Annotated in this window: 20 protein-coding genes; 18 read left to right on the forward strand and 2 right to left on the reverse strand. The window is 48.1% G+C overall.

What is annotated here, in order from left to right; all coding sequences use genetic code 11:
• Window positions 1-309 precede the first annotated feature (309 nt).
• The 12 genes from HP552_RS20330 to HP552_RS20385 all read left to right on the forward strand — a co-directional run bounded on the left by HP552_RS20330 (window position 310) and on the right by HP552_RS20385 (window position 17,888).
• The gene (locus tag HP552_RS20330) at window positions 310-2,646 is read left to right on the forward strand and encodes a helix-turn-helix domain-containing protein (RefSeq protein WP_175397221.1); all 2,337 of its coding nucleotides are present in this window, start codon (window positions 310-312) and stop codon (window positions 2,644-2,646) included.
• Between the two features lie 283 nt (window positions 2,647-2,929).
• Window positions 2,930-3,883, forward strand: coding sequence for an ABC transporter permease (locus HP552_RS20335; RefSeq protein ID WP_175397222.1), 954 nt, complete (start codon window positions 2,930-2,932; stop codon window positions 3,881-3,883).
• A 44-nt stretch (window positions 3,884-3,927) separates the two neighbouring features.
• The gene (locus tag HP552_RS20340; RefSeq protein WP_095289558.1) at window positions 3,928-4,800 is read left to right on the forward strand and encodes a carbohydrate ABC transporter permease; all 873 of its coding nucleotides are present in this window, start codon (window positions 3,928-3,930) and stop codon (window positions 4,798-4,800) included.
• A 71-nt stretch (window positions 4,801-4,871) separates the two neighbouring features.
• A complete protein-coding gene (locus HP552_RS20345) occupies window positions 4,872-6,371 on the forward strand; it encodes an extracellular solute-binding protein (RefSeq protein WP_175397223.1) in 1,500 nt (499 codons plus the stop codon).
• 23 nt (window positions 6,372-6,394) lie between these two features.
• A complete protein-coding gene (locus tag HP552_RS20350; RefSeq protein ID WP_175397224.1) occupies window positions 6,395-7,498 on the forward strand; it encodes a glycoside hydrolase family 88/105 protein in 1,104 nt (367 codons plus the stop codon).
• 106 nt (window positions 7,499-7,604) lie between these two features.
• On the forward strand, window positions 7,605-9,116 hold the full coding sequence (locus HP552_RS20355; RefSeq protein WP_175397225.1) for an extracellular solute-binding protein: 1,512 nt from the start codon (window positions 7,605-7,607) through the stop codon (window positions 9,114-9,116).
• 170 nt (window positions 9,117-9,286) lie between these two features.
• Window positions 9,287-11,350: a type I pullulanase gene (gene pulA, locus HP552_RS20360; RefSeq protein ID WP_175397226.1), complete on the forward strand. Its 2,064-nt coding sequence runs from the start codon at window positions 9,287-9,289 to the stop codon at window positions 11,348-11,350.
• A 293-nt stretch (window positions 11,351-11,643) separates the two neighbouring features.
• Window positions 11,644-14,520 (forward strand): type I pullulanase, encoded by a 2,877-nt coding sequence (pulA, locus tag HP552_RS20365; RefSeq protein WP_175397227.1) that lies wholly within the window; start codon window positions 11,644-11,646, stop codon window positions 14,518-14,520.
• A 280-nt stretch (window positions 14,521-14,800) separates the two neighbouring features.
• Window positions 14,801-15,436 carry a 50S ribosomal protein L25 gene (locus tag HP552_RS20370; protein ID WP_175397228.1) on the forward strand — a complete coding sequence of 212 codons (636 nt, stop codon included), beginning with the start codon at window positions 14,801-14,803 and terminating at the stop codon, window positions 15,434-15,436.
• Window positions 15,437-15,728: 292 nt separating this feature from the next.
• Complete coding sequence (locus tag HP552_RS20375) at window positions 15,729-16,247, forward strand: hypothetical protein (protein WP_175397229.1); 519 nt, start codon at window positions 15,729-15,731, stop codon at window positions 16,245-16,247.
• A gap of 271 nt (window positions 16,248-16,518) precedes the next feature.
• Entirely contained in the window at window positions 16,519-17,484 is a 966-nt protein-coding gene (locus HP552_RS20380; RefSeq protein WP_175397230.1) for a helix-turn-helix transcriptional regulator, read from the forward strand.
• 41 nt (window positions 17,485-17,525) lie between these two features.
• Window positions 17,526-17,888, forward strand: coding sequence for an HIRAN domain-containing protein (locus HP552_RS20385; protein WP_175397231.1), 363 nt, complete (start codon window positions 17,526-17,528; stop codon window positions 17,886-17,888).
• Between the two features lie 76 nt (window positions 17,889-17,964).
• Here the strand turns inward: HP552_RS20385 and HP552_RS20390 are convergent, their stop codons facing one another.
• A complete protein-coding gene (locus HP552_RS20390; RefSeq protein ID WP_175397232.1) occupies window positions 17,965-19,059 on the reverse strand; it encodes a glycosyltransferase family 4 protein in 1,095 nt (364 codons plus the stop codon).
• Window positions 19,060-19,280: 221 nt separating this feature from the next.
• Between HP552_RS20390 and HP552_RS20395 the strand changes: the two genes are divergently transcribed.
• From HP552_RS20395 to msrA, 6 genes are all read left to right on the forward strand, one after another.
• Window positions 19,281-19,598 carry a DUF3817 domain-containing protein gene (locus HP552_RS20395; RefSeq protein ID WP_175397233.1) on the forward strand — a complete coding sequence of 106 codons (318 nt, stop codon included), beginning with the start codon at window positions 19,281-19,283 and terminating at the stop codon, window positions 19,596-19,598.
• A gap of 293 nt (window positions 19,599-19,891) precedes the next feature.
• Window positions 19,892-20,710, forward strand: coding sequence for a MeeY/MeeF family manganese export membrane protein (locus HP552_RS20400; protein WP_175397234.1), 819 nt, complete (start codon window positions 19,892-19,894; stop codon window positions 20,708-20,710).
• A gap of 665 nt (window positions 20,711-21,375) precedes the next feature.
• Window positions 21,376-22,839 (forward strand): RtcB family protein, encoded by a 1,464-nt coding sequence (locus HP552_RS20405; protein WP_217506510.1) that lies wholly within the window; start codon window positions 21,376-21,378, stop codon window positions 22,837-22,839.
• Window positions 22,839-24,143: an AAA family ATPase gene (locus tag HP552_RS20410; protein WP_175397235.1), complete on the forward strand. Its 1,305-nt coding sequence runs from the start codon at window positions 22,839-22,841 to the stop codon at window positions 24,141-24,143. Before HP552_RS20405 ends, HP552_RS20410 begins: the two co-directional genes overlap by 1 nt.
• A gap of 283 nt (window positions 24,144-24,426) precedes the next feature.
• Window positions 24,427-24,684, forward strand: coding sequence for a GlsB/YeaQ/YmgE family stress response membrane protein (locus tag HP552_RS20415; RefSeq protein ID WP_175397236.1), 258 nt, complete (start codon window positions 24,427-24,429; stop codon window positions 24,682-24,684).
• Between the two features lie 195 nt (window positions 24,685-24,879).
• Window positions 24,880-25,395, forward strand: coding sequence for a peptide-methionine (S)-S-oxide reductase MsrA (msrA, locus tag HP552_RS20420; protein WP_175397237.1), 516 nt, complete (start codon window positions 24,880-24,882; stop codon window positions 25,393-25,395).
• A gap of 115 nt (window positions 25,396-25,510) precedes the next feature.
• Here the strand turns inward: msrA and HP552_RS20425 are convergent, their stop codons facing one another.
• Window positions 25,511-26,377: a putative RNA methyltransferase gene (locus tag HP552_RS20425; RefSeq protein ID WP_175397238.1), complete on the reverse strand. Its 867-nt coding sequence runs from the start codon at window positions 26,375-26,377 to the stop codon at window positions 25,511-25,513.
• Window positions 26,378-26,566: the final 189 nt, after the last annotated feature.

A 26,566-nucleotide genomic window follows, 5' to 3' on the forward strand; every position in this document is an offset into this window, starting at 1 on the left:
GCGCATCATGAAATACACGTATGCCATAAGGCACAAGCGACATGAAAAGCCAAACTCCTGAATATGAAACTTGATTAGTTAAGAACGCTCACCGACATCAAAATCTCTCCTTTGATTGAGGAATATGCTTCCACTATAAACTGGAAATTGCCCGAAAGTCAACCTTAAGAATAAATAGTGGACTTGAATAAGATTGGGTTTTAAAATAACAATAGTAAATTAATCCAATGAAAGCGATATTATACAGATGGCTTTACATACGAACAGGCATTAAAACATGCATATTCTATACAAAGGAGGATGCTCTCATTGCCTAAATATTTGCTGCGTTTGCTCTGCTTTACCATGATTCTTGGAGCCCTTCCGGTCATCGTGATTGGTTCAGTCTCTTATTCGATCGCTTCGCGTGACATTGAACAGAAAGTGCGTGAGAGCAATCTGCAGATTCTGCATCAAACCCAAATGCGAGTAGAGCAAGTTCTGCGCAGTCTGCAATTGTCATCCATCCAGTATGTGAATTCTCCATTGGTATTACAAGCGATGAAAAAACCGCTGGACAGCTCTGAATTTCAGGAAATACGTGATCTTACGTCCGGTTTTAACAATCTGCAAGCGGTTACAAACATAGATCAGGCGTATCTGGTTAACCTGGATCAAGACTGGGTGGTTTCCATGAGATCATTTGGGAAATTGGAGGATTTCAGTATTCGGGACCGAATTGGCTCCTACCTCAGTTATACGAACAGTTTGTTCTGGGTGACTCAGAATGAAAATTCGTCAATAGAAAGCGTGCCGGCTTCAGCCGGGCTGGGAGAAAGTTCACAAGAACAGATGCCCACACTTATTTCATCGAACAATGTGGTTAGCATGGTCTTCAAAATCCCGATGGTTCCAACCAATGTGAGGCCTAAGGGATTTCTCGTTATTGATATCGCCGATGCAGAGCTTAGTACCTTTTTGAGCCGGAATCCGAATTCCGGAGAAATGTATGTGCTGGACCGGGAGCAGAAGTTTTTTCTGAATGATACGGAACATGAGGGAAAATATGCTGCCCTGAATGAGCAAATCCATGAAAAGGTGGAATTGACCAGCCAGACAGAGGGTTTCTTTAATGCTGAAGTGGAAGGAAACCCGGTGGCCGTCAGTTACAGGAAATCTCCACTCAATGGGTGGTTATATGTATCGGTCGTATCCCTTGGACAGATTACTGCCCAGTCGCAGAAAATTGCACTGGTTACCGGAGTTGCTACGCTGGTCATGTTATGCGTGACCGGATTGTTCGCCATATATGGCAGCCGCCGGATGTATTCTCCCATTTCCAGACTGCTGCAGTTTACCAAGGGGCTGGATTCGCCTGCCCAGCAGACAGGCCGGCGACAGGATGAATTTATTTATATTGAAGAGCGTTTATCCACATTGTTCAGCTCGGAAAAAACGCTGCGGGAAAAGATGAAAGGGCAGCATATTCATCTGGAGGAATTTTTTATGACCAAACTGCTAACCGGCAAAATCTCCGAAGAGGATTTCAGATATCAGGGAGAACGTTATGACTTCCCGACAGGCTGGTCGAGTCTGGGTGTACTTACGCTTCAGATGGATACCCTGGAAGGAACAAGGTACGAAGAACAGGACAGGGACCTGCTGCTGTTTGCCGTGAACAATATGGTTGGAGAGCTTCTGCCAGCGGAGCTGCGCTTCACGCCGGTTATGATTGATGATGCCCAGGTGACAGTGCTGGCATCCGAACTGAATGATGAGCAGCAGCTTAAGGAGTGGATGCACACACAGGCGGAATGGATTAGGGAACGGGTCGTAACCTATCTGAACCTGCCCGTAAGTATCGGCATAAGCCGATCCTATTCTGCCATAGGAGACACACCGAGAGCGTATCAGGAGAGCCGGGAGGCACTTCAGGGCCGGGTGAGTCTGGGAAGCCGCATCATTTTGCATTATGAAGATATTCAGCCGCGCGGTCAGACAGAGGCGGCCTTATATACACAGCTCAGAATGATAGAGGATCAGCTCGCTTCGGCCTTGAAACAAGGGGATGAAGAGAAAACGGATGCGTATTTTACCCAGTATCTGGGGCTGCTTGCTGATAAGAAACTGCATTTCAGTGAATATCCGGTCATTATGGTTCAGCTTTTGTCCCGGGTATACCAGCTTGTGCAGGAACAGGGCGGAGATGTGGCGGAAGTGCTGGGTGAGAAGGCATCCATGGCCCATTTGCTGAAGCTGTCCACCCTCGATGAAATGACGAACTGGTTCCGCAAGCGTTTGTTTGTGCCCGTGATTCGTTTCTGGCGTGAGCAGGAAGAATCCCAGTACATGAATATTGCCCGGCGAATGATCCGGTTGATTGAGGAGCGGTATGACCGTGAGCTATCCCTGGAAGCTTGTGCGGAAGAACTGAATTTTCATCCCGTCTATTTAAGCCGGGTATTCAAGAAGGAAGCCGGGGTGAATTTTACCGAATATCTGGCAGAGTACCGTATGGAAAAAGCCAAGACCTGGCTGCAGACAACCAACCTCAAAATATCGGAAATTGCCGAGAAACTAAACTACACCAATCCAACCGCATTTATCCGAACGTTTCGCAAAATCACGGGAACGACCCCCGGCAAGTACCGGGAACAGCAGCGGTAAAACAAGCCTGCTCTGCCTGCCATGGCGGGCAGGCTTTTTCATGTCTGTAAGCCCATGTAACCAAGCTCTTTTGTTTCGGGTTAAGACAGGAACATCGAGGTTAAAACGGGTGCATCCACACCTGAAATTCAAACGGGGGAATTGTCTCAAACCCTTGCAGGGCAAGGAAAAACAAGAAGCTAAAACCGGACGATAGCCAGTGATCCGTTTATCCTCCACAATGAAGGCATGAATTCAGGAAGTGATCATTTGTAATCGTTTCCAATGTGGGGAGGAAGACACTATGAAAGCCGAAACGGCGGCTCGGACACGGCCCGCTACCCGCAGTGACAAAAACCTGCTGTGGAGGGACGTCATTAAAAACCGGTGGCTCTATATCATGTTGATACCGGGTGTGCTTTACTTTGTTATTTTCAAATATATACCTATGTATGGCATTACGATGGCTTTTCAGGATTACACACCTTACAAAGGCATTCTGGGCAGTGACTGGGTGGGATTTAAGCATTTCCAGCGTTTCTTCGGGGAACCGCAGTTCTGGACATTGTTCCGGAATACGTTTTTGCTGGCGATCTATAATCTGGTCTTTTTCTTCCCGCTGCCTATTGTACTGGCATTGATGTTGAATGAAGTGCGCCGTGAGCGATTCAAGCGTTTTGTACAGACTTTGGTCTATGTTCCACACTTTGTTTCATGGGTGGTCGTTGTTGGGGTATTCTACATGCTGTTTACGACAGAAGGTGGCGCCATCAACGAATTGCTGTACAGTCTCACGGGACAAAAGATTGCGTTCCTGCTGGAACCAGGCTGGTTCCGCTCCATGATTGTAGGACAATCCATCTGGAAAGAGGTCGGCTGGGGCACGATTATTTTCCTTGCGGCACTCTCCGGTGTAGACACACAGCTCTATGAAGCTGCACGGATTGATGGTGCCAATCGCTGGCGCCAGACATGGCATATTACACTGCCTGCGATCCGCAGTACGATTGTTATTTTGCTCATTCTTCGTCTGGGCAACTTCCTGGATACAGGATTTGAACAGATCTTCCTGATGCTGACGCCAACCAACCGGGATGTCGGCGAGGTATTTGATACCTACGTATACACCAAAGGTTTGACACAAGCACAGTACAGCTATAGTGCCGCTGTCGGTTTGTTCAAGTCGGTTGTTGGGCTGGCGCTTGTACTGGGTGCCAATAAACTGGCCAAAAAATTCGGGGAGGAAGGCGTCTACTGACATGAGGAAGCAGGCGTTTTCACCAGACAGGAGTGAACATTAAGATGCAACAGGATAAAACGTGGGGCAACCGCATCTTCGATATCGTCAATCATGGCTTGCTGCTGCTGATCGGAATTGTAACCGTCATTCCGTTTATCTACATTTTGGCTGTCTCGTTTACCAGCCCGCATGAAGTGGCGAAGGGGGGATTCATCCTTTTTCCAAAAGAATTCTCCCTGGCTGCCTATCGCTACATTTTCTCGACGGATACACTGATTCGCAGTCTCGGTGTTTCAATCTACATTACGGTGGTCGGCACATTGATTAATCTGCTGTTCACGTCACTTATGGCGTATCCACTATCCAGAAGATATTTGCGCGGACGGCAGCCGATTCTGCTCGGGGTATTGTTCACTATGCTGTTCAGCGGAGGCATGATCCCAACCTATTTCGTGGTCAAATCGCTGCATCTGACCGATACATTATGGTCCCTGATGCTGCCTACCGCGATCAGTGCCTTTAACCTGATCGTACTCAAAAACTTCTTCCAGGCTATTCCGGATGAACTGGAGGATGCCGCCAAAATCGATGGTTGTAACGATGTGGGTGTTCTGTTCCGAATTGTATTGCCTTTGTCAATGCCGGCGATGGCCACCTTCTCCCTGTTCTATGCAGTCGCTCACTGGAACAGCTTCTTCAACGCTGTCATCTACATCAACGACAGTGAGAAGTGGCCGGTTCAGGTCTGGCTTCGTGAAATTGTCATTCTGGCACAGAGCCGAATTGGAGACACGAGTATTGAAGAGACGGAGATTCAGCCGCTGACCATACGCATGGCTGTCATTGTTTTCTCCACGATTCCAATTATGCTCGTATATCCGTTCCTGCAAAAGCACTTTGCCAAAGGAGTGATGCTGGGGTCGGTAAAAGGTTGAGATTGGGCAGTTGAATTGAATGATGCAAAACGCTGAATCAGCAATGTACAAAAAGGGGAGGTTTTCATTTGATGAAGGCAACAAAAAAGAAAGCACTGGCTGTCCTGAGCACACTTGCGCTGGTCACGGGACTGCTGGCTGGATGCGGATCAGACGAGGGTCAGGCTGCCGAAGGCGGCGTACAGAACATATCCATCGCGATTGCACAGGTGGGGGATGTACCGAGCAAGGGCAATGAGGTTCAGCAGAAAATTGAAGCCTTTACCAACACCAAACTGGATATCCAGTGGATTCCCGCTTCGGCGTACAATGACAAAATTAACGTCATGATCGCTTCCAGCGATATGCCGAAGATCGTCAAGGTGCAGTACAACCCGACGGTCACAAGCGCAATGCGTAACGATGTATTTTGGGAAATTGGTCCCCTGCTCAAGGATTACAAAAATCTGTCTGCACAGAACGAACGTTTCTTCAACAATATCAAGGTGGATGGCAAAATCTATGGTGTGCCGGTATTCTCCGATATTGCCCGGGCAACGGTCATTTACCGCAAAGACTGGTTTGACAAGCTGAATCTCAAGGTGCCAACCACACCGGATGAATGGTATGAAACAATCAAAACACTGGCGACTTCCGATCCGGATGGAGATGGTCAGGATAATACGTTCGGTCTGATGCTGTTCAAGAAATATAACGAAGATCAATATTCCTTCACGACGCGTCTTGGTGTAAGTTTTGGTGCACCGAACAAGTGGAAGGTAGAGGATGACGGCAGCTTCACACCGGAATTCATGACGCCGGAATACATGCAGGTACTGGATCTGCTGAAACGGCTCTATTCGGAGAAACTGCTGAATCAGGATTTTGCCGTATTTGATTCGACTGAAGCAGAGAAAAAGTATGACTCCGGTGTCGTTGGCATACGAGTGGGCGTAGCTCAGAACGGTAAGAGTCAGCAGGAGCGCTTGTCCAAAAATGTTCCGGATGGCGAGGTAGATATCGCAGGTTTGCTTGGAGCAAATGGAGATCGTGTTGCAGGGCAAACAGGCAACTCCGGTATTCTGGCTTTTCCAAAAGCAACAGTGAAATCTGAAGAGGAGCTGAAAAGCCTGCTGACCTTTTTGGATAAGCTGATGGAACCAGAGATGGCAACGCTGCTGATGCGCGGGATTGAAGACAAACATTTCAAAAAAGCTGGAGAAGATCTGGTGGAAATGAGCGACTTCGATGCGTTCCAGCGTGAAGTGAAGCCATATCGTGATAATTTGCCATACGTCGAAGGATACAATGTACCGAAATTGAAGGATACGGATCTTGGGGTCAAAGGCACTGAGCTCGCGAAAGAGCTGGCTGAACATGCCGTTCCGAATCCTGCGCTTACCCTTTACTCACCGACCTATGGTGATCGTGGAGCTGACCTGGATCAGATGATTGCAGATGCACAAACCAAATATATTATGGGCAAGATCGATGAAAATGGATGGAAACAGGAAATAGAGAACTGGGCCAATGCAGGCGGAACCAAAATTCGCGAGGAGTATGCTGAAGACTATAAGAAACAGGCTCAATAAGCGGGCGGAAGCGGAGGTTATCGATGAAGGAAACATTGCAGTTCACACCGGTACGAATGGCGGAACAATTCATGGAAAGTTACCGGAAGCACGAATTGTATCCCAGATGGCATTATGAAAATGGTTGTCTGCTGAAAGCGCTGGAAGAGCTGTACAGTCATACGAGCGAACCAAAGTATTTCGATTACATCCGGGAGCTAATGGATAAGTTCATTCAGGAAGATGGCACGATCCGCACGTACAACGTTGAAGAGTACAATTTGGACCAGATTAATCAGGGGAAATCCCTGTTTCTCCTGCTGGACAAAACAGGAGAGACGAAGTACCGCAAGGCAGCGGATCTGCTCATGGTACAGCTCAAGGGGCAGCCACGTACGAGTGAAGGCGGATTTTGGCACAAGAAAATCTATCCTTTTCAGATGTGGCTGGATGGATTGTATATGGCGACCCCCTTTCTGACGCAATATGGTGCAGTAACGGGGGAAGAGAAGTGGTTTGACCGAGCGGCTCTGCAGCTGCTGCTGGTGGAGCGGCGTACACGTGATCCGCGCAGCGGTTTGCTGTACCATGCTTGGGATGAGAGCAAGGAGCAGCGCTGGAGTTCGGGTGAGACCGGATGTTCTCCCCATGTCTGGAGCCGGGCAATGGGTTGGTATGTGATGGCTGTGGTGGATACACTGGATCATCTGCCGATAGATCATGAACAGCGCGGACAGATCGTGGGTATCTTCGAACGAGTGGCGAATGCACTTGTACATGTGCAGGATCAACAGACGGGGTTATGGCCGCATTTGCTCGATCAGCCGGGACGGGAGCGCAATTATCTGGAAGCATCGGGTACGTCGATGTTTGTATATGCGTTAGCCAAGGGTGTACGTAAGGGGTACTTGAGCGGCAAATTCCAAGAGGTTGCGGAAAAAGGGTACCAGGGTCTGCTGCAGCATTTGCTGCAAACGGACCGTGAAGGCGTATTGTCCCTGACACAGTGTAACGGCGGGGCAGGTCTTGGGGGAAGTCCGTATCGTGACGGGTCGTACGAATATTATGTAACCGAATCCATTCGCATCAATGATCCGAAATCGGTTGCTCCATTTATTTTGGCAGGGGTAGAGATGGAACTGGCTTGACGCTGGTTCTTTTCTTCAAACCATTCATGATAGCGCATACATGGGTGTTAAATTCCAATGAGGAAAACTGCTGGAAAATTTCGTTATATAAAAGGAGAGATGGTTCATGAGTCCAAAAGGTCGGATATCCCGTTTAGGCGGAATCGTTGTTGTTGGTGCAATGTCCGCTGGACTGCTTGCAGGCTGCGGGGGAGAAAAGGCTCCAGCTGCCGGGGAAGGCAAGTTTCCCATTTCCATCTCTTTGATGCAGGTAGGCGATGTGCCCGCCAAGGAGAATGGGGTGGAGCAAAAGATTGAGGAATATACCAATACGGATGTCAACGTTCAGTGGATTCCACAGTCTGCTTTTGATGATAAGGTGAACGTCATGGTTGCCTCCGGAGAGATGCCTACGATTATGCACGTGAATTACGTACCGACCACGTTCAATGCAGCCAAAACGGGGCTGTTCTGGGAACTGGGCCCTTACCTGAAGGACTATAAAAACCTGTCTGCCCAATCCGAGGCCTATTTTAACAATATCAAGATTGAAGGCAAAATCTATGGCATTCCGAACTTCCGCGATATCGGACGAACGGCCATCGTTTACCGCAAGGATTGGTTTGACAAGTTGAAGCTGGATGTACCCAAGACGCTGGATGACTGGTATGAAGTAATGCGCTCCATGCGCAAGGATGATCCCGACGGGAATGGCAAGGAGGATACGTATGGTGCATTGCTTTTCAAGAAATACAATGAGGGTGTGTCTTCCCCGCTGACACGGATTGCCGTGAGTATTGGGGGTGTGAACAAGTGGGGTGTGGATGACGCAGGCAAACTGACTCCGGAGTTCCTGACCACAGAATATGTGGACACCATGAAGCTGTTCAAGCGGCTGTTCAGCGAAGGGCTGATCAACAGCGATTTCCCTGCTCTCGATCCTTCGGATGCGGATAAAAAAATGGATTCCGGTCTGGTTGGCATGAAGCTGAATGGTGTGGCTCAGAACGGAAAGTCCTCTCAGCAGCGGCTTACGCCTAACGCTCCCGATGGGGAAATCGATGTAGCTCCGTTCCAGGGAACGGACGGCATACGCATCGCCGGGGAGCCAGGAAATTACGGAATGCTGGTGATCCCGAAAGCTGCAGTAACGGACGAGGAGCAATTGAAAAAAGTACTCACTTTCCTCGATCAGCTGATGGATGAGGAGCTGAGTACGCTGCAGCTGCGCGGGCTGCTTGATGTACACTACACCAAGACGGCCGATGGCAAAACCGAACTAAAGGACTTCGACGCTTATCAGCGCGAAGTGAAGCCGTACCGCGACAATTTGCTGAGTGTTGAAGGGTACAACGTGGCTGAATTGATTGATGTTCCGATTGGCATGAAGGGCACAAAGATGGCGCGTGAGAATGAGCAGTACGCCATTCCGAACCCTGCGCTGACGCTGTCGTCAGCCATTTACACTGAACGGGGTCAGGAGCTGGATCAGATGATCTGGGATGCACAGACCAAGTACATCATGGGCAAGATCGACGACGCAGGCTGGGAGCAGGAAGTGGCTAACTGGCGAAAAGCCGGGGGTGATCAGCTCATCTCTGAACTGGAGGCATCGTACGCCGAATTGAACGGAAAGTAACGAAAATAATGTATTTGCATGTCTCTGAGAAGCTGTCTTTGCGTGAATGGACGTGAAGCACGGCTTCTTTTTCTTGTTCAGGATTATGGTTGGGCAGCAGAAAGGGTATAAAAAAGAAAGGAGTATTCTTTCCATAACTAATTAAACTCACCGAGAGGGGCATGAACATCATGATTGAAGAACATGACAAGCAAGAGATCTTATATGCAAAAGATACATACCAAGGAAGCGATCTTGGCGTTACGATTGAACCCGGATCCTGCCAATTCAAAGTATGGAGCCCTGATGCCGTTCAGATGGACGTGCTTCTCTATGATCCATCAACTACCGAAGTTCCTGGGGGGGAAGAAGGGCAGCGGGCTGTGTCCAAAGAAATACCGATGCAAAGAGAGGAGCAGGGCATCTGGTTTTTGAAGCTGGATGGAGAGTGGGATGGCTATCGCTATATGTACCGGGCTGCCTTTGAGGGGGGGCGACGGGAGATCGCAGTAGATCCGTATGCAAGGGCGGTTACCATGAATGGTGAAATGGGCGTGATCATCAGGCTGGAACAGACCAACCCGGAAGGGTGGAGTGAGGATATTCGTCCAGAACTGAAGAGTCCGGTGGATGCCGTATTGTATGAGCTGCATGTGCGCGATTTTTCAATTCACCCTTCATCCGGCATGATGAACAAAGGCAAGTATTTGGCTTTTACAGAAACAGGGCTGCGCGATTCCGAAGGCAATACGCTGGGCATTGATCATTTGGCCGAACTGGGCATTACCCATGTGCACCTGCTGCCCGTGTTTGATTTTGCCACCGTGGACGAATCGAAGGCAGGCGACAGTGAATTCGGTGGTTCGAAGGATGCCAGTTACAATTGGGGTTATGATCCGCTCCATTACAACGTTCCCGAGGGCTCTTATGCTACACGGGCAGATGAGCCCGGGACACGCATTCGCGAGTTCAAGGCCATGGTGATGGCACTTCATCAGAAAGGCATCGGGGTCATTATGGATGTGGTGTACAACCATACGTTTAATACGGCAGACAGTTCGTTTGAGAAGCTGGTACCGGGATATTACTACCGCCAGAATGCGGATGGTACGTACAGCAACGGCTCGGGAACCGGCAATGAAGTGGCTACAGAACGTCCCATGGTTCGCAAATTTATTAAAGACTCGGTACGTTATTGGGCAGAGGAATACCATATCGATGGGTTTCGGTTTGACCTGATGGGATTGATTGACACAACCACTATGAGAGAACTTGCTGCAGAGCTGCATGAACATGTGTCTCCTTCCATCCTCCTGTACGGTGAGCCGTGGGCGGCAATGGAATCACCTCTAGGGGAGCGAATGACTCTTAAGGGAGATCAAAATAGGGCAGGACTTGCTGTATTCAACGATAATTTTCGCGGAGCGATCAAAGGGGACAGTGATGGAGCTGAGAAAGGATTCGCTACAGGAGCGGAGGGCAAGGAAGAGGATATCTGGACGGGGGTGAGGGGAGCCATTACCGATTTTACGGCAGGTCCGTCCGAGACAGTGAATTATGTAACGGTTCACGATAATCTTAACCTGTGGGACAAGGTTGCTCATACGCAAGGGCTAGAAGAGCAGCTGGGGTTTATCTCCTATGATGATGAGGGACATGTTCGGGGATATGACAGTGTAGAGCGGGCTGTACAGGATGCGAATCCATATGGGCAGATTGATCCGAATCGCATGTTGGAGAACGAAATGGTTCGGCGCTGTTTACTTGCGAATGGCATTGTACTGACTTCTCAGGGAATTCCCCTTCTTGCGGCCGGGGACGAGTTTTTGCGGAGTAAATACGGCGATGCCAACAGTCATGAGAGTGGAGATGCGGTCAATGCGATTCGTTGGGAGCAAAAGCAGCAGTTCAAGCCTGTGTTCGATTATTATTGTGGACTGATCCGCCTTCGTCGTGATCATCCGGCTTTCAGATTCCGCACCCGGGACGAGATTAATAAGCATGTACATTTACTTGAGCAAGACAAAAGTCTGCTTGCCTATGAGCTGTCAGGCAGGGCTGTCGGAGATTCATGGAGTCGTATTATCGTGATTTATAACGCGGCAAATGAAAGCCGTACCATCCCGATCCCATCCGGGGTGTGGAACGTGGTTGCAGAGCAGGGACACGCAGGACTCGATACGCTGCGTACCATCAAGGACGGGGAGGTCAGTGTACCGGCTGTATCCCTGATGGTCATATATTCCAAGGGTTGAGTTCTGTATTGGGGTTAAGCACTTTTTCTCTCGATTACGGAGGGAGAGGGTGCTTTTTTGTCTTTTTTTCATCAGGACAGGTACAAATGCTGTCAATCTCCGCCGCTTGTTTACATATGCTGTATTTTGTAAGCGATTGCTGCAGGTGTTTGACAATTATCCAGCGAGCGACTTCATGAAAGCCTCTGTTCAACCGATATGTTGAGTACAGACAACCCCAGGTTGACAAATGACGTCCCGCTCCGTAACATCGGGACAACACGAAATCAATGGATATAAAGGCGGTGGGAACGATGCCGGAATGGACATCTTTTCGTTATGAAGGCAACGATCTTGGCTTAACATATACTCGTGCGGCTAGTACATTCAAGCTGTGGGCCCCTACGGCCCGGCAGGTTTCTATATTGGTTTTTGAACATGAGGGCAGCTACAATGCCTCTGGGTGGGTAACCGAACATGATGATGGGCAGGTAAGCGACATGACCCGTGATGAAGACGGGATATGGAATGTGAGGCTGGCAGGTGATTGGGCAGGACACTATTACATGTACCGTATTACGCACGACGATCAACGTGTAGAAACAGCCGTTGATCCATATGCCCGCGCTGTGTCGGCGAATGGGCAGCGGACAGCCATTATTGATCTCGATACAACACATCCACTGGATTGGGAGCTGGATGTAAAGCCCGTTTTTCAGCGTCCGGCAGATGCCGTTATTTATGAATTGCATGTCCGGGACTTCTCTTCTGACCCTCATGCCGACATTCCGTACAAAGGCAAATTCCTGGCGTTTACGGCTTCGGGGCTGACCGACAGGGAAGGCCACCGTATCGGTGTAGATCATCTGGCCGAACTTGGCATTACTCATGTGCATCTTCTGCCTGTGGCGGACTATCAAACGGTAAATGAGCTGGAAGCCGCTGAAGACGGCTCGACGTTCAGAGCACCCTATAACTGGGGGTATGATCCGCAGCACTATAATGTTCCGGAAGGCTCCTATGCGACGGACCCGCGGGATCCGGCAGCGCGAATTCGTGAGTTCAAGGCCTTGGTGCAGTCCCTGCATCGCCAAGGCATACGTGTTGTGCTTGATGTGGTCTACAATCATACGTATGGTGTGGATGAAGGCCCTTTTGACCGGATCGTCCCCGGGTACTTTTATCGCTATCGTGCAGACGGCACACTGAGTAATGGATCGGGTGTAGGCAATGAATTGGCTACGGAACGTCCAATGGTTCGGAAATATATTATAGACTCCCTTCTGTATTGGGCTGAGGAATATCATGTGGACGGTTTTCGCTTCGATCTCATGGGTCTGATTGACACGGATACGATGAATGAATTGACCCGTGAGCTGAGGGAGCAGATTGATCCGGCAATTCTGATCTATGGAGAACCGTGGACTGGGGGAGAATCGCCACTGGATCGGAAAACCTTGAAAGGAACCCAACGTGGTCAGGGTTTTGCCGTATTTAACGATCATTTCCGCAGTGCCATTAAAGGAGACAGTGATGGCAGCGGGAAAGGATTTGTTACCGGAGCGGATGGCAAGGAGTATGAGATGGTTACGGGATTAGCCGGAGCAATTGATGACTTTACATCCTCCCCCGTAGAGACCGTCAATTACGTGACCGCCCATGACAACCTGAATCTGTGGGACAAAATCGCAACAACGATGAATCTCAGACATGAACTGGGGTTTCCGACGTGGAGAGACGGGCTGCCTATGGAAGGTGGAAGTGCGGAATCGGCGGTAAAAGCAGCGGATCCCTATCGTTATGTGGATGCTGATGACGTGCTTCATCATGAGATGGTTCGCCGTTCTTTGCTGTCGTCCGGGATATTGCTTACTTCCCAGGGCATCCCGTTTCTGCATGCAGGGGATGAGATGCTGCGATCCAAAGCGGGGGATCAGAACAGCTATCGCAGTGGGGATGCCGTCAATGCCATCACTTGGGTTAACAAGTCCCGTTTCAGACCTGTCTTTGACTACTATCGCGGTTTGATTCATCTGCGCCGCACACATCCTGCCTTTCGCATGATCAGTGCAGACCAGATCCGCAATCATCTTCGTATTATTCGTGCAGACAGAAATGTCATTATATTCATGCTTCAGGATGGAGCAAATGGGGATACCTGGAATCGGATTATGGTCGTATATAACGCGACAGCATACCAGCAGCAGATTCAGCTTCCGGAAGGCGACTGGCATGTTGTAGTTAATGACCGCCAGGCAGGTACGGATTCTATTGGGACGGTTAACGGCATGGTACCTGTAGAACGCTGGTCGTTAATGGTTCTCTATGATATCGAACATGCAGGCGGTACGGAACCGGCTACTGTCGAGATTAATTCTCCGCGTCAGGTATATAGTCCGGGTGAAACCGCCGAGCTGCGGGCCATTGTACGTGATCATCTTGGTAATGTTGTAGAGAATAGAGAGGTCATCTGGAGTTCCTCGGAACCGCAGTTGATCCAGATTGATCCGGATGGAACGATTCATGCGAAGGAGACGGGGGATGCAGCAATATCGGTTCATTGCGGTCATATCCATGCAACATGCATACTGCAGGTGGAGCATCGACATGCCGAACGAATTGAGATTGTAGGTGAAACGGTTCTGTATACGACACGAATCAGCCGCTTCCGTGCATTGGTGCTGGATCAATTTGGTCAGCCAATCCAAGGGACCACGATACGCTGGAAGGCCTCCAATTCGGATGTTGCAACAGTCAGTGCAGCCGGAATCGTCCGTGCCTTGTCACCAGGGACGACACAAATTACGGCCATGGCTGGCAGTATTCAGTCAACCATGACGATCAAAGTGCACAAACACATCTCTCGGATCGTTACGCTGCGTTATGAACGGGAGGATCAACAGTACGAGGGTTGGGACGTTTGGGTGTGGGGCACAGGAATGGCCGATGGAGCGGTACCACTTGAGCGGGTAGGCAATGCTGCAGAAGCTCGATTCCGTGTAGCTCCAGGTTTGCATCATCTCGGCTTGATCATTCGGCTGAATGAGTGGGAGGCCAAGGATACGTGTGGAGACCGGTACGTGGATATTGTGCCGGAAGATGGGGATGTGCAGATTATCGTGCATAGCGGTACAGATCAGATGCAGATTATACGGGAAAGTGACGAGGAGGATAATCTTAACAGCGCTTAGGCTGCTATTTTTATGTACCCATGTAAAGTTGAAAAAGCCATGAGCAGCAGGCAGCCGGAAGAGATTCCGGCTGTCTTTTTTGGTCTGCTGGGTTTGGATTTTGATGTAATAACATAAAAAAATGTACAAGTCAGTGTTTGAGATGCACATTCATTGGGGTAAATATAGATATGGCCCCAGATTTGGCCACAGAAAAAAAGACCCATTTGGTCTATGAGAGAAGTCTAATGCTTCCCAAACCAATATGAAGTAGGGATCCCTTGAAGGAGGATGTTCAATCATGAAATCCAACGGAAAAATGGCTCAACTTACTGCTACCCCACGAACTGAAAAGAAAGGTGCGGCACTGCGCCAGTTAAGACAGGGCGGACGTGTTCCGGCGGTCGTTTACGGCCCGGGACTAGAAGGTGCTTCCATACATGTAGATGAGAAAGAAATGCTGAAAGTAGCACGCACAGGCCGCTCCGAGATGTTCAACCTCAATGTGGAGGGTGGCAAAACGGTTCCGGTGCTGATCAAAGATCAGCAGGAACGTAATGGACGTCTGCTGCATGTGGACTTTTTGCAAATCTCCAAAAACAAGCCGATCAGTGTAAGTGTATCGATCGACTTCCAGGGCACTGCGGCCGGTTCCAAAGCAGGCGGTGTATTCCAGACGCAGGAGACCCAGCTGGAGGTCGAAGGTTTGCCGGCAGATCTGCCTACTTCCATTGAGGTGGATGTGAGCGGATTGGAAATTGGTGATCGTCTGACTGCTGCCGATATCAAACTGGACAAAGGTTTGACACTGGTCACATCACCGGAGTCGATCGTCGCTTCCGTTATGCCACCACAAGCGGCTGAGGAAGAACCAACGGCTTCTGCTGATGAGGCAGAACCGGCAGCTGTGCAAGAAGAGAAGGCTGCTGAGGAATAAAAGGGACAGGGGAGTTCGCTTCCGATCCAGGAGAGCCCGGTCATCATGACCGGGCTTTTTTGCGATCGCAGAGATTGTTATAATGAGCACTCTGCATAAATCCGATAAGCGACTCCAATCTCTAATATATAGAGCGAAATGGTTCTGTTCGTCTATTTATTGTACCCGGGAGATCGTAGAATCGAATTATGCATAATGCTGATAATACATAACAAGTGGAGGCAAGGAGCCGGAACGCAGATTCCTAATTGCACCGATGTCAGTTTAAGTTAATGTGAAAGTGGGTAAATTTATGTTTGATCCAACGGTGTATGACAATCTCAAAGTGGGCTTCGAGAATCATCTGTATGATCTTGATAATCTGGATGAGATTATTCACATTTCGAATCGGAAAGATAACTTGGAGATGGCGAGTATGTCCAGAGAATTTATACTGGAGTTCTGCCTCAGGCAGCATACTGAAGTTAAGGGAGAGGTAGTGCTGCGAAGTTCACTTGAGGCGATTGCAGCCGAGATTTTGGAGACTCCGGGCGGACAGCCGGGATGTCACCTTGAACTTCGTTTTAGCGTGATGACGCTGGAGCCAGAGGTGCTATGTCCGGCAATTCGCTCCATCGTTCAGTTGAGCTGGCCTGCACAGCGTTTGGTGCAGAACATTCATTACGTGTATGGGGAGAGCTCCACTTTGTACAACGTTTCAACTAATGTCTACTTTGATCGTAGTGTGAATGAAGACCAGATGGGAGATATCCCGGAGTTGTGTGAACATTTGGTCAATGTACTGACACAATTAGTGCAGTTGCACAATTGATATCCCTAAAGCCTGATCTCTTCTGGAGAGATCGGGCTTTTTTTTATAATTTTTTAGAAAATTTTATAGGTTTTCAGGCTTAGGTATAAGGGCTTGTATCTAATATTTTATGCAAGGAAATCAAGGAGAGTATAAGAAAAAAGGAGAAAAAGTGCAATTGGACTATACATAATTGGTGAAAATGCGAAATAATGAATGGGACTAAAGATTTATATCTGCACTAAAGGAACTAGTTTTCCTTGCCGATAAAATATCGAAGGGGAGAAACTACATGACAGAGAAATTAGTTCGTCTGCTGCGTATACTTCAAGCTATACAAGCGAATCCCGGAATCACCGCCAAGGAATTGGCTGTGAAATGTGATACCACAGTGCGCACGATCTATCGTGATCTCCGGATTTTGGACAGGGTTGCCCCTATTATGAACGAAGGCTACGGCAAGGGTTATCGATTTATTGGTAATTTCGCCTTGTATCCGCTCGATTTCACGGAACAGGAAGCCATGGTCTTTTCCATGCTTCCTTCTGTCGTGGATACTTCCCAGCTGCCGGCTGAATTCGATTCAGCTTTTGACAAGGTGATGTCGGTCCATACCAAACTAAAATCGAGAAACAGCGATATCGTCGAAAATATTGCAGGTATCATTCGCATGGGCACACCTGCATACCGGGAAGAAGGCAAAGACCCTAATCTGCTCATCCCGATTATTGAAGCAATTCTTAATCAGGAAACCCTACGTACCCGGTACCACACACTTACCGACAATGAAATAACGGTCCGTGAAATTGATCCCTATTATCTTATTCCACGTGATCAGCGCTTTTATCTCGTTGGATACTGCCATTTGCTGCGGAAGGTTCGGTTGTTTCGCATTAGTCGTTTTCTCGACGTGACTCGGACAGATGCCCACTTTGATAAAGCGGATTTCAACATTGCGCAGTATATGAAAAATACGTGGTCTGTTGACCGAGGGGACGAACTTATTCATTTCAAGGTAAAATTTACGGAAAAAATGGCACCCTACATAAAAGAAGAAGAGATGTTTGTTCGCCCGCGAATGACGGATTTGCCGGATGGTAGTTTGTTATTCGAAGTCACTTTAAACAGCAGTCGCGAGTTCCTCATGTGGTTATATCAATTTGGCCCTCAAGCGGAGGTGCTTGAGCCCCGTGAATTTCGTACAGAGATCCGCAAACAACTGATTCAATGGTTGCAGCGCTATGAGGGTGATGAATAATTCGTTTTATTATATCGACAAAAGGAAAAGGAGAAGTTGTTATGAGCAGTAAATTATTTGCAGCGATGGATCGAATGGAGCACTATCATGGTGTTCAGGCATTGAATGTAGGAGATACGGTATTTTTGGTCAAGGATCCAAATAATCGTACAGATCATCATGCGATCAAGGTTGTTATTCCTCCAATAGGAACTGTGGGATATATCGTAAACGATCCAGTAGTTGTCCCGCATGGGTGCTGGGCAGGTAATGGTTTCTATGATGTATTTCATCAGCAGACCTGTGCGAGGGTTCGGTTTGCCATGAAGGATATGATTATCGTGGAACTGATTGAAATGGTACATGTGCCCGTTCCTCAAATGGAGTCATGGATTACAAGCTGGCAGTCACGGGAAAAAGCATAACCAGTTCCTCAATAGCACAGATTGGGGCAGTTAGTTATGCTCTTGATCTCTTGATTATTCACATGTACCATACAGCTCATTGGCGGATCAGTCTTGTATATGCTGCCTCCAGATGCATGGCGGTTCGTGACCAGCCAAACTGGTTCACTGCACTTGCCCGGCCTGCTTTTCCCAGAGACTGGGCAAGCGCAGGGTCTCTGGCAAGCTTATGAATGCAGATAGCGAAGGGCAGAGGCTTGTCATAAGGAGAGACAAGGCAGCCGCTGATTCCTGATTCGATAATTTCGCGAATGCCTCCATTGTCTGAAGCAATAACGGGCAATCCGGAAGCCATGGCCTCAACATTTACCAATCCGAACGCTTCATGCATTTGAGAGGGGCAAACCAGACAATCAGCTGCCCGGTACAAGTGGTGTATCTGTTCATGGGCAATCTGTCCAAGAAAAGATGAACGTACCCGCAATTTTCTGGCAAGCAGACGCAGCTTGCGGACATATACCTGCGGTCCCTTCCCAGCAATGATTAATTGTACATCCATCTTCTGCTGCACAAGTGCTACTGCGCGAATCAGAATGTCCACTCCTTTGCCCGGAATCAGCCTGCCTGCATACAGCACGGAGAAGGGCTGTGACGGCTCTGACAGTTGGGGATGCTTTCCCTCGTTAATCGCAGGAGTAAAACGGGTCAGATCAGCACCCAGAGGGATCACATGCATCCGATGTTTCACGGAAGGGAATCGGCGTCCCAATCTCTTCTGGAGCGACAAACTGTTGACGGCGATGCAGTCGGCTTGTCGTAACAACGCTAATCTTGCTGGTCCAGGCTGAGCAAAGGTCAAGGAGTGAAGAAACAGAATAGCGGGAATGTCAGGCAGGCTTCGCTTGATTCGAGCCAGGCAGCGGGGCCTGTTATCCACCTGAATGATATCGAATGAACTGTCCTTTAGGAGACGGATGACGGCTTGGATGTATTGATCGGGACTGCCGGATGGAACGCGGCGGATTGTAATTCCTTCAAGCTGCTCTTTTGCCGCAAGACCAGGCATTTCCCGGCTAACAATCGTGACTTCATGACGAAGTGCAAGTTCGCGAGCGATACCCAAGATGCTTATTTCGACTGAACCGTTACCAGGCACAGGTAATTTTTCGGGTGCAACCATCGCTATTCTCATTAAGCGGCTCCTCCTTGTCCCATACTCGTAACGAATCTTCGTCATATCTTATGCTCTCAAAGGGCATTTGGCGCCTCTAGAATATAGGGGTGAATAGCAGCATGCCTTTGACGGGAATTGGTATGGAAAGTGGATAGGTGCAAGTACCGATGAGGTATGTATTTGTGATATACTGTACAGGTTGCATATCAATTCGTTACGTGTATAGAAACAGGAGGAAGATGATGTTACATTCAACGCTGGGCCGCTTCCGGTTGCTGTTGTGGCTGCAGGGACTTTCATATGTGTTACTGCTGTTTGTTGCTTTTCCCTTGAAAAATGCAGGGATCTTGCCGCAATCAGTCACATGGTTTGGCAATATATACGGATTTCTTTTCCTGATGTATATGTTGTTTATGGTCAGTATGTACACCACGCAAAAGTGGCGTTTGCGTCGACCGATCGCTTTATTTTTTATTTCGTTTATCCCCCTGGGCAACTTCATATACGACTTTTTCGTATTTCGAAAAATGGATCAGAGTCAAAGCGTCACCAAATAAAGCTTGACTTTGAGAAGCGTTGTGAATATGATGAGAACAGGTTATTTGAACCGTATGAATGTACGAACTTAAAATTGAATATTCCTGATGTTAAAGGGGAGTAGCTTTCACAGTAAAGTCGTCAATTCGGGATTACATCCCCGGCTTTATTGGCAGCAATTTGTTGTTAGCGAGACCTTTACCAAGTTATTATGCTGGGTAAAGGTCTCTTTTTATGGATAAAAAGGATCTTTGCCAGCAATGGTAAAGGTCCTTTTTTTGTACATCATAAGGATACTAAGGAGGAGTCAAATTTGGATTTGTCATTATTATTGGAGTATGGCTGGGTGCTAATCGTCCTGGTGGTCCTGGAAGGATTACTGGCAGCAGATAATGCTTTGGTGCTTGCGATTATGGTTAAGCATTTACCGGATGAGAAACGCAAAAAGGCGTTGTTCTACGGTTTGCTCGGAGCCTTTATTTTCCGGTTGGGTTCCTTGTTCCTGATCTCGTTCCTGGTCGATGTGTGGCAGGTTCAGGCAATCGGAGCGCTGTATCTTCTCTACATCTCGATTAACCACATCACCAAGAAAATCATGGGCAGTCGGAACAAGACAGACGAAGCAGCAGATGATGCACCGAAGAAAACCAAAAAACAATCCGGTTTCTGGATGACGGTTTTCAAAGTCGAAGTAGCGGATATCGCATTTGCAGTCGATTCGATTCTGGCAGCTGTAGCGCTGGCTGTAGCGCTGCCACCAAGTGGATTGCCTCCAATTGGCGGCTTGGATGGTGGACAGTTTATCGTCATCTTCCTGGGAGGATTTATTGGTCTCGTCATTATGCGTTTTGCAGCTTCGTTCTTCGTCAAACTGCTTCATTCCCGTCCGGGACTTGAAGTGGCTGCCTTCGTCATCGTAGGGTGGGTAGGGGTTAAGCTGGCAGTTATTACGTTGGCGCATCCTTCGCTGGGTGTACTGGATGAACATTTCCCGGAAAATAAAATTTGGAAATTCGGATTCTATATCGTATTGATTACCATTGCGGTATGCGGTTGGTTCCTGTCTTCCAAAGTTCCTGCCAAAGAGGACGAAAATCCGGTTGAAGAGTTGGAAAAGCAAGCAGGACACTAAATTATATGCTGATATAAAAACATATGTTTCCGTGAAAAGCAGGGGCTGTAGACATACAGAACCCTGCTTTTTTATTCAGCATTTTGCATAATTCGATTCTACTCGCTCCGGGGTACAATATATAGACGAATAGAACCATTTCGAATCTATATATTGAAGATTTAGGAGTCGCTTATTGATTTATGCGAAAATGCTTATTATATGCATAACAATGCAGAAGAGTTAATTTCCAAGAAAAGGGTTGACATTTCGAAACGAGTCCCATTAATATAAGACTTAACATTTATGAAGGGAGGCCGAAAGACATGATGGTTGGTTATGATTTGAAAGGGATACAGACACCAAGTCGCATAATTACAACTGCATATTCAGCTCATCGTCTCATCGGCCTCATACGGGCGACATAGGAGAAGGGGCATATCTATGACTTGTGAACGAAGCAGGAATGGATATGCCAACCTCGGCTTATACAGCCATAGGGGACAGTGGTGTGGTATTTTCATGCCCTCCTGTTCTCTGTTATTGTCATGAAGAAGTCATGGGCGATCGGTCCCATGGCTTCTTTTTGTTGTACGTACAGATCCGGATATGAAGATGCATGATCTCAAAATTTATTATTTTTAAAAACAACTAAAGGATAAGAACAGGAAGGAATCATTACATTTATGAATACAGAATCCAATTTATTTACGAGCCAAAAGGAATTTCCTGGCGGCTACCGGCATGAAGTGAAATTGCCTGCAGGAGATTTGACGGTATATGCTGCACAACAGTTGTTTTCCTCACTGGATTACAAAGTGTTTGAAATGGCCAACAACAATCTGCAAATTCCCGGCATTTCGTATATGAGTTATACCCCTGACGTTCATGTGGGCGTGGGAACCTGCATCGGTACGACGGCGGTATGGGACGCAAAGACAGGTTATGTGTCCCCATCCATTGTGGGCAGTGATATCGGTTGTGGCATGCGTGTGCACATGACCAACCTGCACAGGGATGATCTGAAAGATGTAAAACTGCGCCGCAAACTGGTCAAAGCCATTGAGAAAGTGCTGCCGATGGAAGCAAGCCAACGCGGCCATTTCTCGGACATCAGGTTGGAGCATATTGTTCGCAAAGGCTTGCATGGTTTGCCCAAAAAATATATTCCGGACAGCTATACCCCGAAGAAATCAACTTCCATCACCCATGTGGAAAGCAGCAAATTTGCTTATGATGAAGAAGTGCTGAATCTTGTTCCGGATATGACATGGCATCGTGCCCATCGTCAGCTTGGCACCTTGGGTGGGGGTAATCATTTTGCCGAGATCCAGGCCATTGAAATTGCAGAAGAGAACCGATCGATCGCCGAAGCCTGGGGCTTGTACGATGGTCAGATTGTAGTCATGATCCATTCCGGTTCCCGCGCATGGGGCGGACATGTGAGTCAGACCAGTTCCTCTGCCATTGCCAAAGTGATGCAGCGAAACGGACTCGGCACATCCGATCCGAGACTGGTTTTTGCTCCGCTGGAGCATCCCGAAGGGCGTCATTATGTGAACATGATGTATTCCGCATTGAATTATGCTGTGGTGAACAGACATCTGATTGCCTACGCCATCCGGGAGGCATTCCGGGAAGTGTTTGGTCCTAAATGTGAATTCCGTACACTGTATGATCTGATGCACAATTACGCCTGGGAGGAATCTCATGCAAAAAAAGGATCTGTATTTGTCCATCGCAAAGGGGCCACGCGTGCGCTGCCAGCAGGCCACCCGGATAATCCGAAACCTTACCTGGCCACAGGTCATCCGGCACTGATTCCGGGTTCCATGGGAACGGCCTCATATATCATGGTAGGTCAGCCACAGGGCGCGGATAACTATTATTCGATTTGCCATGGAGCGGGACGCATCCGGTCACGTACCGCGACCAAACGCCTGGTTACGGTAGAGGATTTTGCATCGGCACTGGGTGTGGGTACAGAAGATGAAATTGTGGTGAACCAGCGTTCACTTGAATCGATCATTGATGAATCGCCACAAGCGTATAAGAACGTGGATGAAATTATTGATAGTGTTACCGGGGCAGGCCTGGCTCATGTTGTAGCCAAATGTAAACCGCTTGCAGCCGTGAAGGGAGCCAAGTAATGACAGTACAGAAGGAAAAAGCCATTCATACCCAAGCCATTTACATTTATGACAATCAACAGGATGACCAGATTCGAATTCAGGGCTATGCCACCTATGCTCGCCTGATTCGAGGCATTATTGAAGCACTAAACAGTCGTTACGGAGTTCATTATGAGCTGTTTGCCAGTGACGATCCGAACAACGAATACTGGGAGCTGCTGAAGGAAGATCTATTGAGCGACAGTACCGAAGTGGAACTGGTTGCCCGTATTTTCGAGGATCTTGAGCTGCGTACGCTGCATTATGAGGATGATGGTGATGTCCCTACATACGGTGTTCATTATTCCATTCGCAACAACGTATTTGCCTATCCCAAATGGGGGGTAGCTCTCGTACGTATTCCATTTTTCAGGGATAACGGCATCTACAACGAGGACTTTGTTTTTGCTGTAGGCGAGGAGGAGCTGAAGCAGTTTCTGGGCAGTGTACGCGAACGGGAACGGCAGCAGAATATGAAAAAGGTTACGGTATATACGGATGCCCGCAATGGCAGTGAACGTCATGTCGAATCCATCACCCGCTCGGTAGGAAGAGACGATGTGGTTCTGTCGGCTCAGATCAAACAGGATATCTTCCGCTCACTTGATCAGTTTTTCGAGGCGGATCGCTCCTTTTACCGGGAGTATGACATTCCGTATAAACGGGGAATCTTGCTGTATGGTCATCCGGGCAACGGGAAAACCACCCTGGTCAAATCCATTGCGGGCAGTATCCCGGGCCCGGCTGCATATTGGCAGATTACCGAATATACCAACAGTGAATCGGTTCGGGAAGTGTTTGAGGCAGCCAAACGCCTGGCGCCCATGGTGCTGATCATCGAAGATATTGATTCAATGCCGGATGAAGTGCGGTCCTTTTTCCTGAATACACTGGATGGAGCGACATCCAAAGAAGGCATTTTTCTAATCGGAACAACGAATTATCCGGAGAAAATAGATCCGGGCCTTATGAATCGTGCCGGAAGGTTCGATCGGGCCTATGAGATCCCGCTGCCGGATGAAGCACTGCGCCTGCAATATTTGCAGCAGCGGGGATTTCACGTCTTTGCCGGCGAAGAAGGCACGCATGAAGCAGCTCGGCTGACGGATACATTCTCACTTGCACAGCTTGGTGAACTGTATGTCAGTGCTGCATTGGAATGGCATCAGAATGGCCAGACGGATATCGTGCAAGTGATTCAGTCCATGCGGGGAGAACTGGATAAAAGCCATAAACACAACTGGCTGACCCAGCCTGGAAAAGGACGAGCGGGTTTTTATTAATTCCATGTGCCGCCAAATATTATAAATCTCAATTGGGTATACTACGGTTGTCTGCCTCAACATACAATGACTTTCGGGAGGTACATCACACCGTTTAAAGCAGTTCAGGCTGAACGGAAAGCAATATGCGTTGTTTCCTTGCTGGGAAGGGCTTGTCGTGCGGAGATGAAGCATATGAACAAAAGGTAATATACAACAATTTTTAATCCAGTTGTTTAAATGCTTCTGTAGCGGTTAATAGTAGACAGACAACAACAAAAACTTTTAATTAGAGGTGAATGATATGAGTTGGTTATGGGCATTAATTGTTGGTGGTATCATTGGATGGTTGGCAGGTCTGATCGTGGGTCGTGACATTCCGGGTGGTGTGATCGGTAACATCATTGCCGGTTTCATCGGTGGATGGTTAGGCGGCGTGATCTTCGGAGAGATGGGTCCAGAGATGGGCGGGTTCTACATCGTACCGGCATTGATTGGTGCCATCGTACTTGTAGCAATCGTAAGCTTGATCTTCCGCTCAATGGGTCGTAGTCGCGGGTAACCATTTCACTGTGCTGCGAACGTATGGGAAATCATGATGTTTCCCACCTGAGAATGAAGAGGTTGATGAGAAGCCATTCGAATGGCTTTCCATCAACCTCTTTTTGTTTTAAGATATATAAGGAAAGACCAGTAACGAATCAGGTTACACCAACGTTTCATGATAATAGCAGGGTGTGTGAAGGGAAGCGAGACAATGGAAAAAGCGACATTTGCCGGCGGGTGCTTTTGGTGTATGGTTACACCTTTTGAAGAGCAGCCAGGCATTCACGGAATCGTATCCGGGTATACAGGAGGCCACGTTGAGCATCCAACATATGAACAGGTCAAAACGGGAGAGACCGGTCACGTCGAAGTTGTGGAAATTACGTTCGATCCGGACCTGTTCCCGTATGAACGGCTGCTGGAGCTTTACTGGCCACAGATTGACCCAACCGATGACGGTGGGCAGTTCCAGGACCGTGGTACACAATATCGTACAGCGATCTTTGTGCACAATGAACGTCAGCGTGAACTGGCTGAGCAGTCCAAGCAGGAGCTGGCAGCAAGCGGACGATTCAATCAACCCATTGTGACTGAAATCCGCGATGCGGCAGTGTTCTACCCGGCCGAGGATTACCATCAGGATTATCATAAGAAAAATGAAAAGCATTACAAGGAAGACCGTGCCCTGTCCGGGCGGGATGAATTTATTGAAGAGAATTGGAAATAAGGTAATAGTCTTATGACGAACTAAAAAGCCGTGCAGATTCCATAAGGAACCTGCACGGCTTTTGGGTCATTCTATTGTCTAGTGGATCGTGCGGGTCGTCGACATTCCAAAATGATTATAAGCTTGTCCCCACTAATATCTCTACATCAATAGTGATCTCCGACAGGGAATCCTTCATTCGTGCCAAGTCCGATTCCGTTGCATGCCAGGAAAGAGGGGTCATGTGAATGAGAGAATCCAATAGATGCTCTGGGACAGGCTGTGTATATGTGAGCGGGATGGTGGCGAGAACATGGTTATATTTTGCAAAACGATTGAAGGTATGATCGTAGCTGTTCTTGTGTTCAAAACGATCAGGAAACAACAGCTCTCTCAATTCGATTAAATATTGCTCCCGAGGGATGACTTTGATCGTCCAGCCTCCAGCCTTCCGTATTCTGCGGAATTCCTCATAGTTGGAAGGTGAAAGGATATTCAGAATCAAGTCCATCTGTCCTGCTACAAATGGATTGCAAGCGAGATCACCAACAAACCAGATCTGTTGCGGGTAAGCAGAGGCAGCCAAGGCGATCCCTTCTTTGGCGATATCGAGTCCCCAGCCCACGACTGAAGTGTCTTTCGTAATTTGATTCAGAAAAGTTCCTTCTCCTGCGCCGGCATCCAGAATGTGCACAGGATGACTGGCTTCCGTGGAATAGTCATCAACCCATGCACGAAGCTTTTCTCCAAGCGGAGCATAGACGTCAGTTTCCGACAAAATTCTCCGTTTGGCTGTAAATAACTGTTTGCCATAGTTCCCCTTAAAATTGCGTGTCATGACATTGATATAACCTTGCTTTGCAAAGTCAAACGCATGGCGAGACGCGCACTGGATATGGTTCCGGTCCACCTTGGCTATTGAGCCATGGCAGATCGGACAACTCAACATGTGGATATAAGAGTTCATAAGCGCAGCGCTGTTTTCTCTGCGATGAATTGACATGGATAAACACCCCATTCATTCAGAATTAGATAACTGAAGAAAAGGGCATAGCAAATAAACCTCTAAAATGTTAAAAAAAAGAGGTTTATTTCTATGCCCAAGTTATCTGTATCGAATAAATTGAATGATCATGGGGGAAATTATGCTCCTTTGCCAATTCTAAATAAAAAGTGAGATTACGATTTTATT

Source organism: Paenibacillus xylanilyticus (assembly GCF_013359935.1).
Lineage (GTDB): Bacteria > Bacillota > Bacilli > Paenibacillales > Paenibacillaceae > Paenibacillus > Paenibacillus xylanilyticus.

What these genes read in the sequence shown, in the direction of transcription:
- HP552_RS20335 (WP_175397222.1), top strand. Translation starts at nt 2,930, where the DNA reads ATGAAAGCCGAAACGGCGGCTCGGACACGGCCCGCTACCCGCAGTGAC.
- HP552_RS20340 (WP_095289558.1), top strand. Translation starts at nt 3,928, where the DNA reads ATGCAACAGGATAAAACGTGGGGCAACCGCATCTTCGATATCGTCAAT.
- HP552_RS20345 (WP_175397223.1), top strand. Translation starts at nt 4,872, where the DNA reads ATGAAGGCAACAAAAAAGAAAGCACTGGCTGTCCTGAGCACACTTGCG.
- HP552_RS20350 (WP_175397224.1), top strand. Translation starts at nt 6,395, where the DNA reads ATGAAGGAAACATTGCAGTTCACACCGGTACGAATGGCGGAACAATTC.
- HP552_RS20355 (WP_175397225.1), top strand. Translation starts at nt 7,605, where the DNA reads ATGAGTCCAAAAGGTCGGATATCCCGTTTAGGCGGAATCGTTGTTGTT.
- pulA (WP_175397226.1), top strand. Translation starts at nt 9,287, where the DNA reads ATGATTGAAGAACATGACAAGCAAGAGATCTTATATGCAAAAGATACA.
- pulA (WP_175397227.1), top strand. Translation starts at nt 11,644, where the DNA reads ATGCCGGAATGGACATCTTTTCGTTATGAAGGCAACGATCTTGGCTTA.
- HP552_RS20370 (WP_175397228.1), top strand. Translation starts at nt 14,801, where the DNA reads ATGAAATCCAACGGAAAAATGGCTCAACTTACTGCTACCCCACGAACT.
- HP552_RS20375 (WP_175397229.1), top strand. Translation starts at nt 15,729, where the DNA reads ATGTTTGATCCAACGGTGTATGACAATCTCAAAGTGGGCTTCGAGAAT.
- HP552_RS20380 (WP_175397230.1), top strand. Translation starts at nt 16,519, where the DNA reads ATGACAGAGAAATTAGTTCGTCTGCTGCGTATACTTCAAGCTATACAA.
- HP552_RS20385 (WP_175397231.1), top strand. Translation starts at nt 17,526, where the DNA reads ATGAGCAGTAAATTATTTGCAGCGATGGATCGAATGGAGCACTATCAT.
- HP552_RS20390 (WP_175397232.1), bottom strand. Translation starts at nt 19,059, where the DNA reads ATGAGAATAGCGATGGTTGCACCCGAAAAATTACCTGTGCCTGGTAAC.
- HP552_RS20395 (WP_175397233.1), top strand. Translation starts at nt 19,281, where the DNA reads ATGATGTTACATTCAACGCTGGGCCGCTTCCGGTTGCTGTTGTGGCTG.
- HP552_RS20405 (WP_217506510.1), top strand. Translation starts at nt 21,376, where the DNA reads ATGAATACAGAATCCAATTTATTTACGAGCCAAAAGGAATTTCCTGGC.
- HP552_RS20410 (WP_175397235.1), top strand. Translation starts at nt 22,839, where the DNA reads ATGACAGTACAGAAGGAAAAAGCCATTCATACCCAAGCCATTTACATT.
- HP552_RS20415 (WP_175397236.1), top strand. Translation starts at nt 24,427, where the DNA reads ATGAGTTGGTTATGGGCATTAATTGTTGGTGGTATCATTGGATGGTTG.
- msrA (WP_175397237.1), top strand. Translation starts at nt 24,880, where the DNA reads ATGGAAAAAGCGACATTTGCCGGCGGGTGCTTTTGGTGTATGGTTACA.
- HP552_RS20425 (WP_175397238.1), bottom strand. Translation starts at nt 26,377, where the DNA reads ATGTCAATTCATCGCAGAGAAAACAGCGCTGCGCTTATGAACTCTTAT.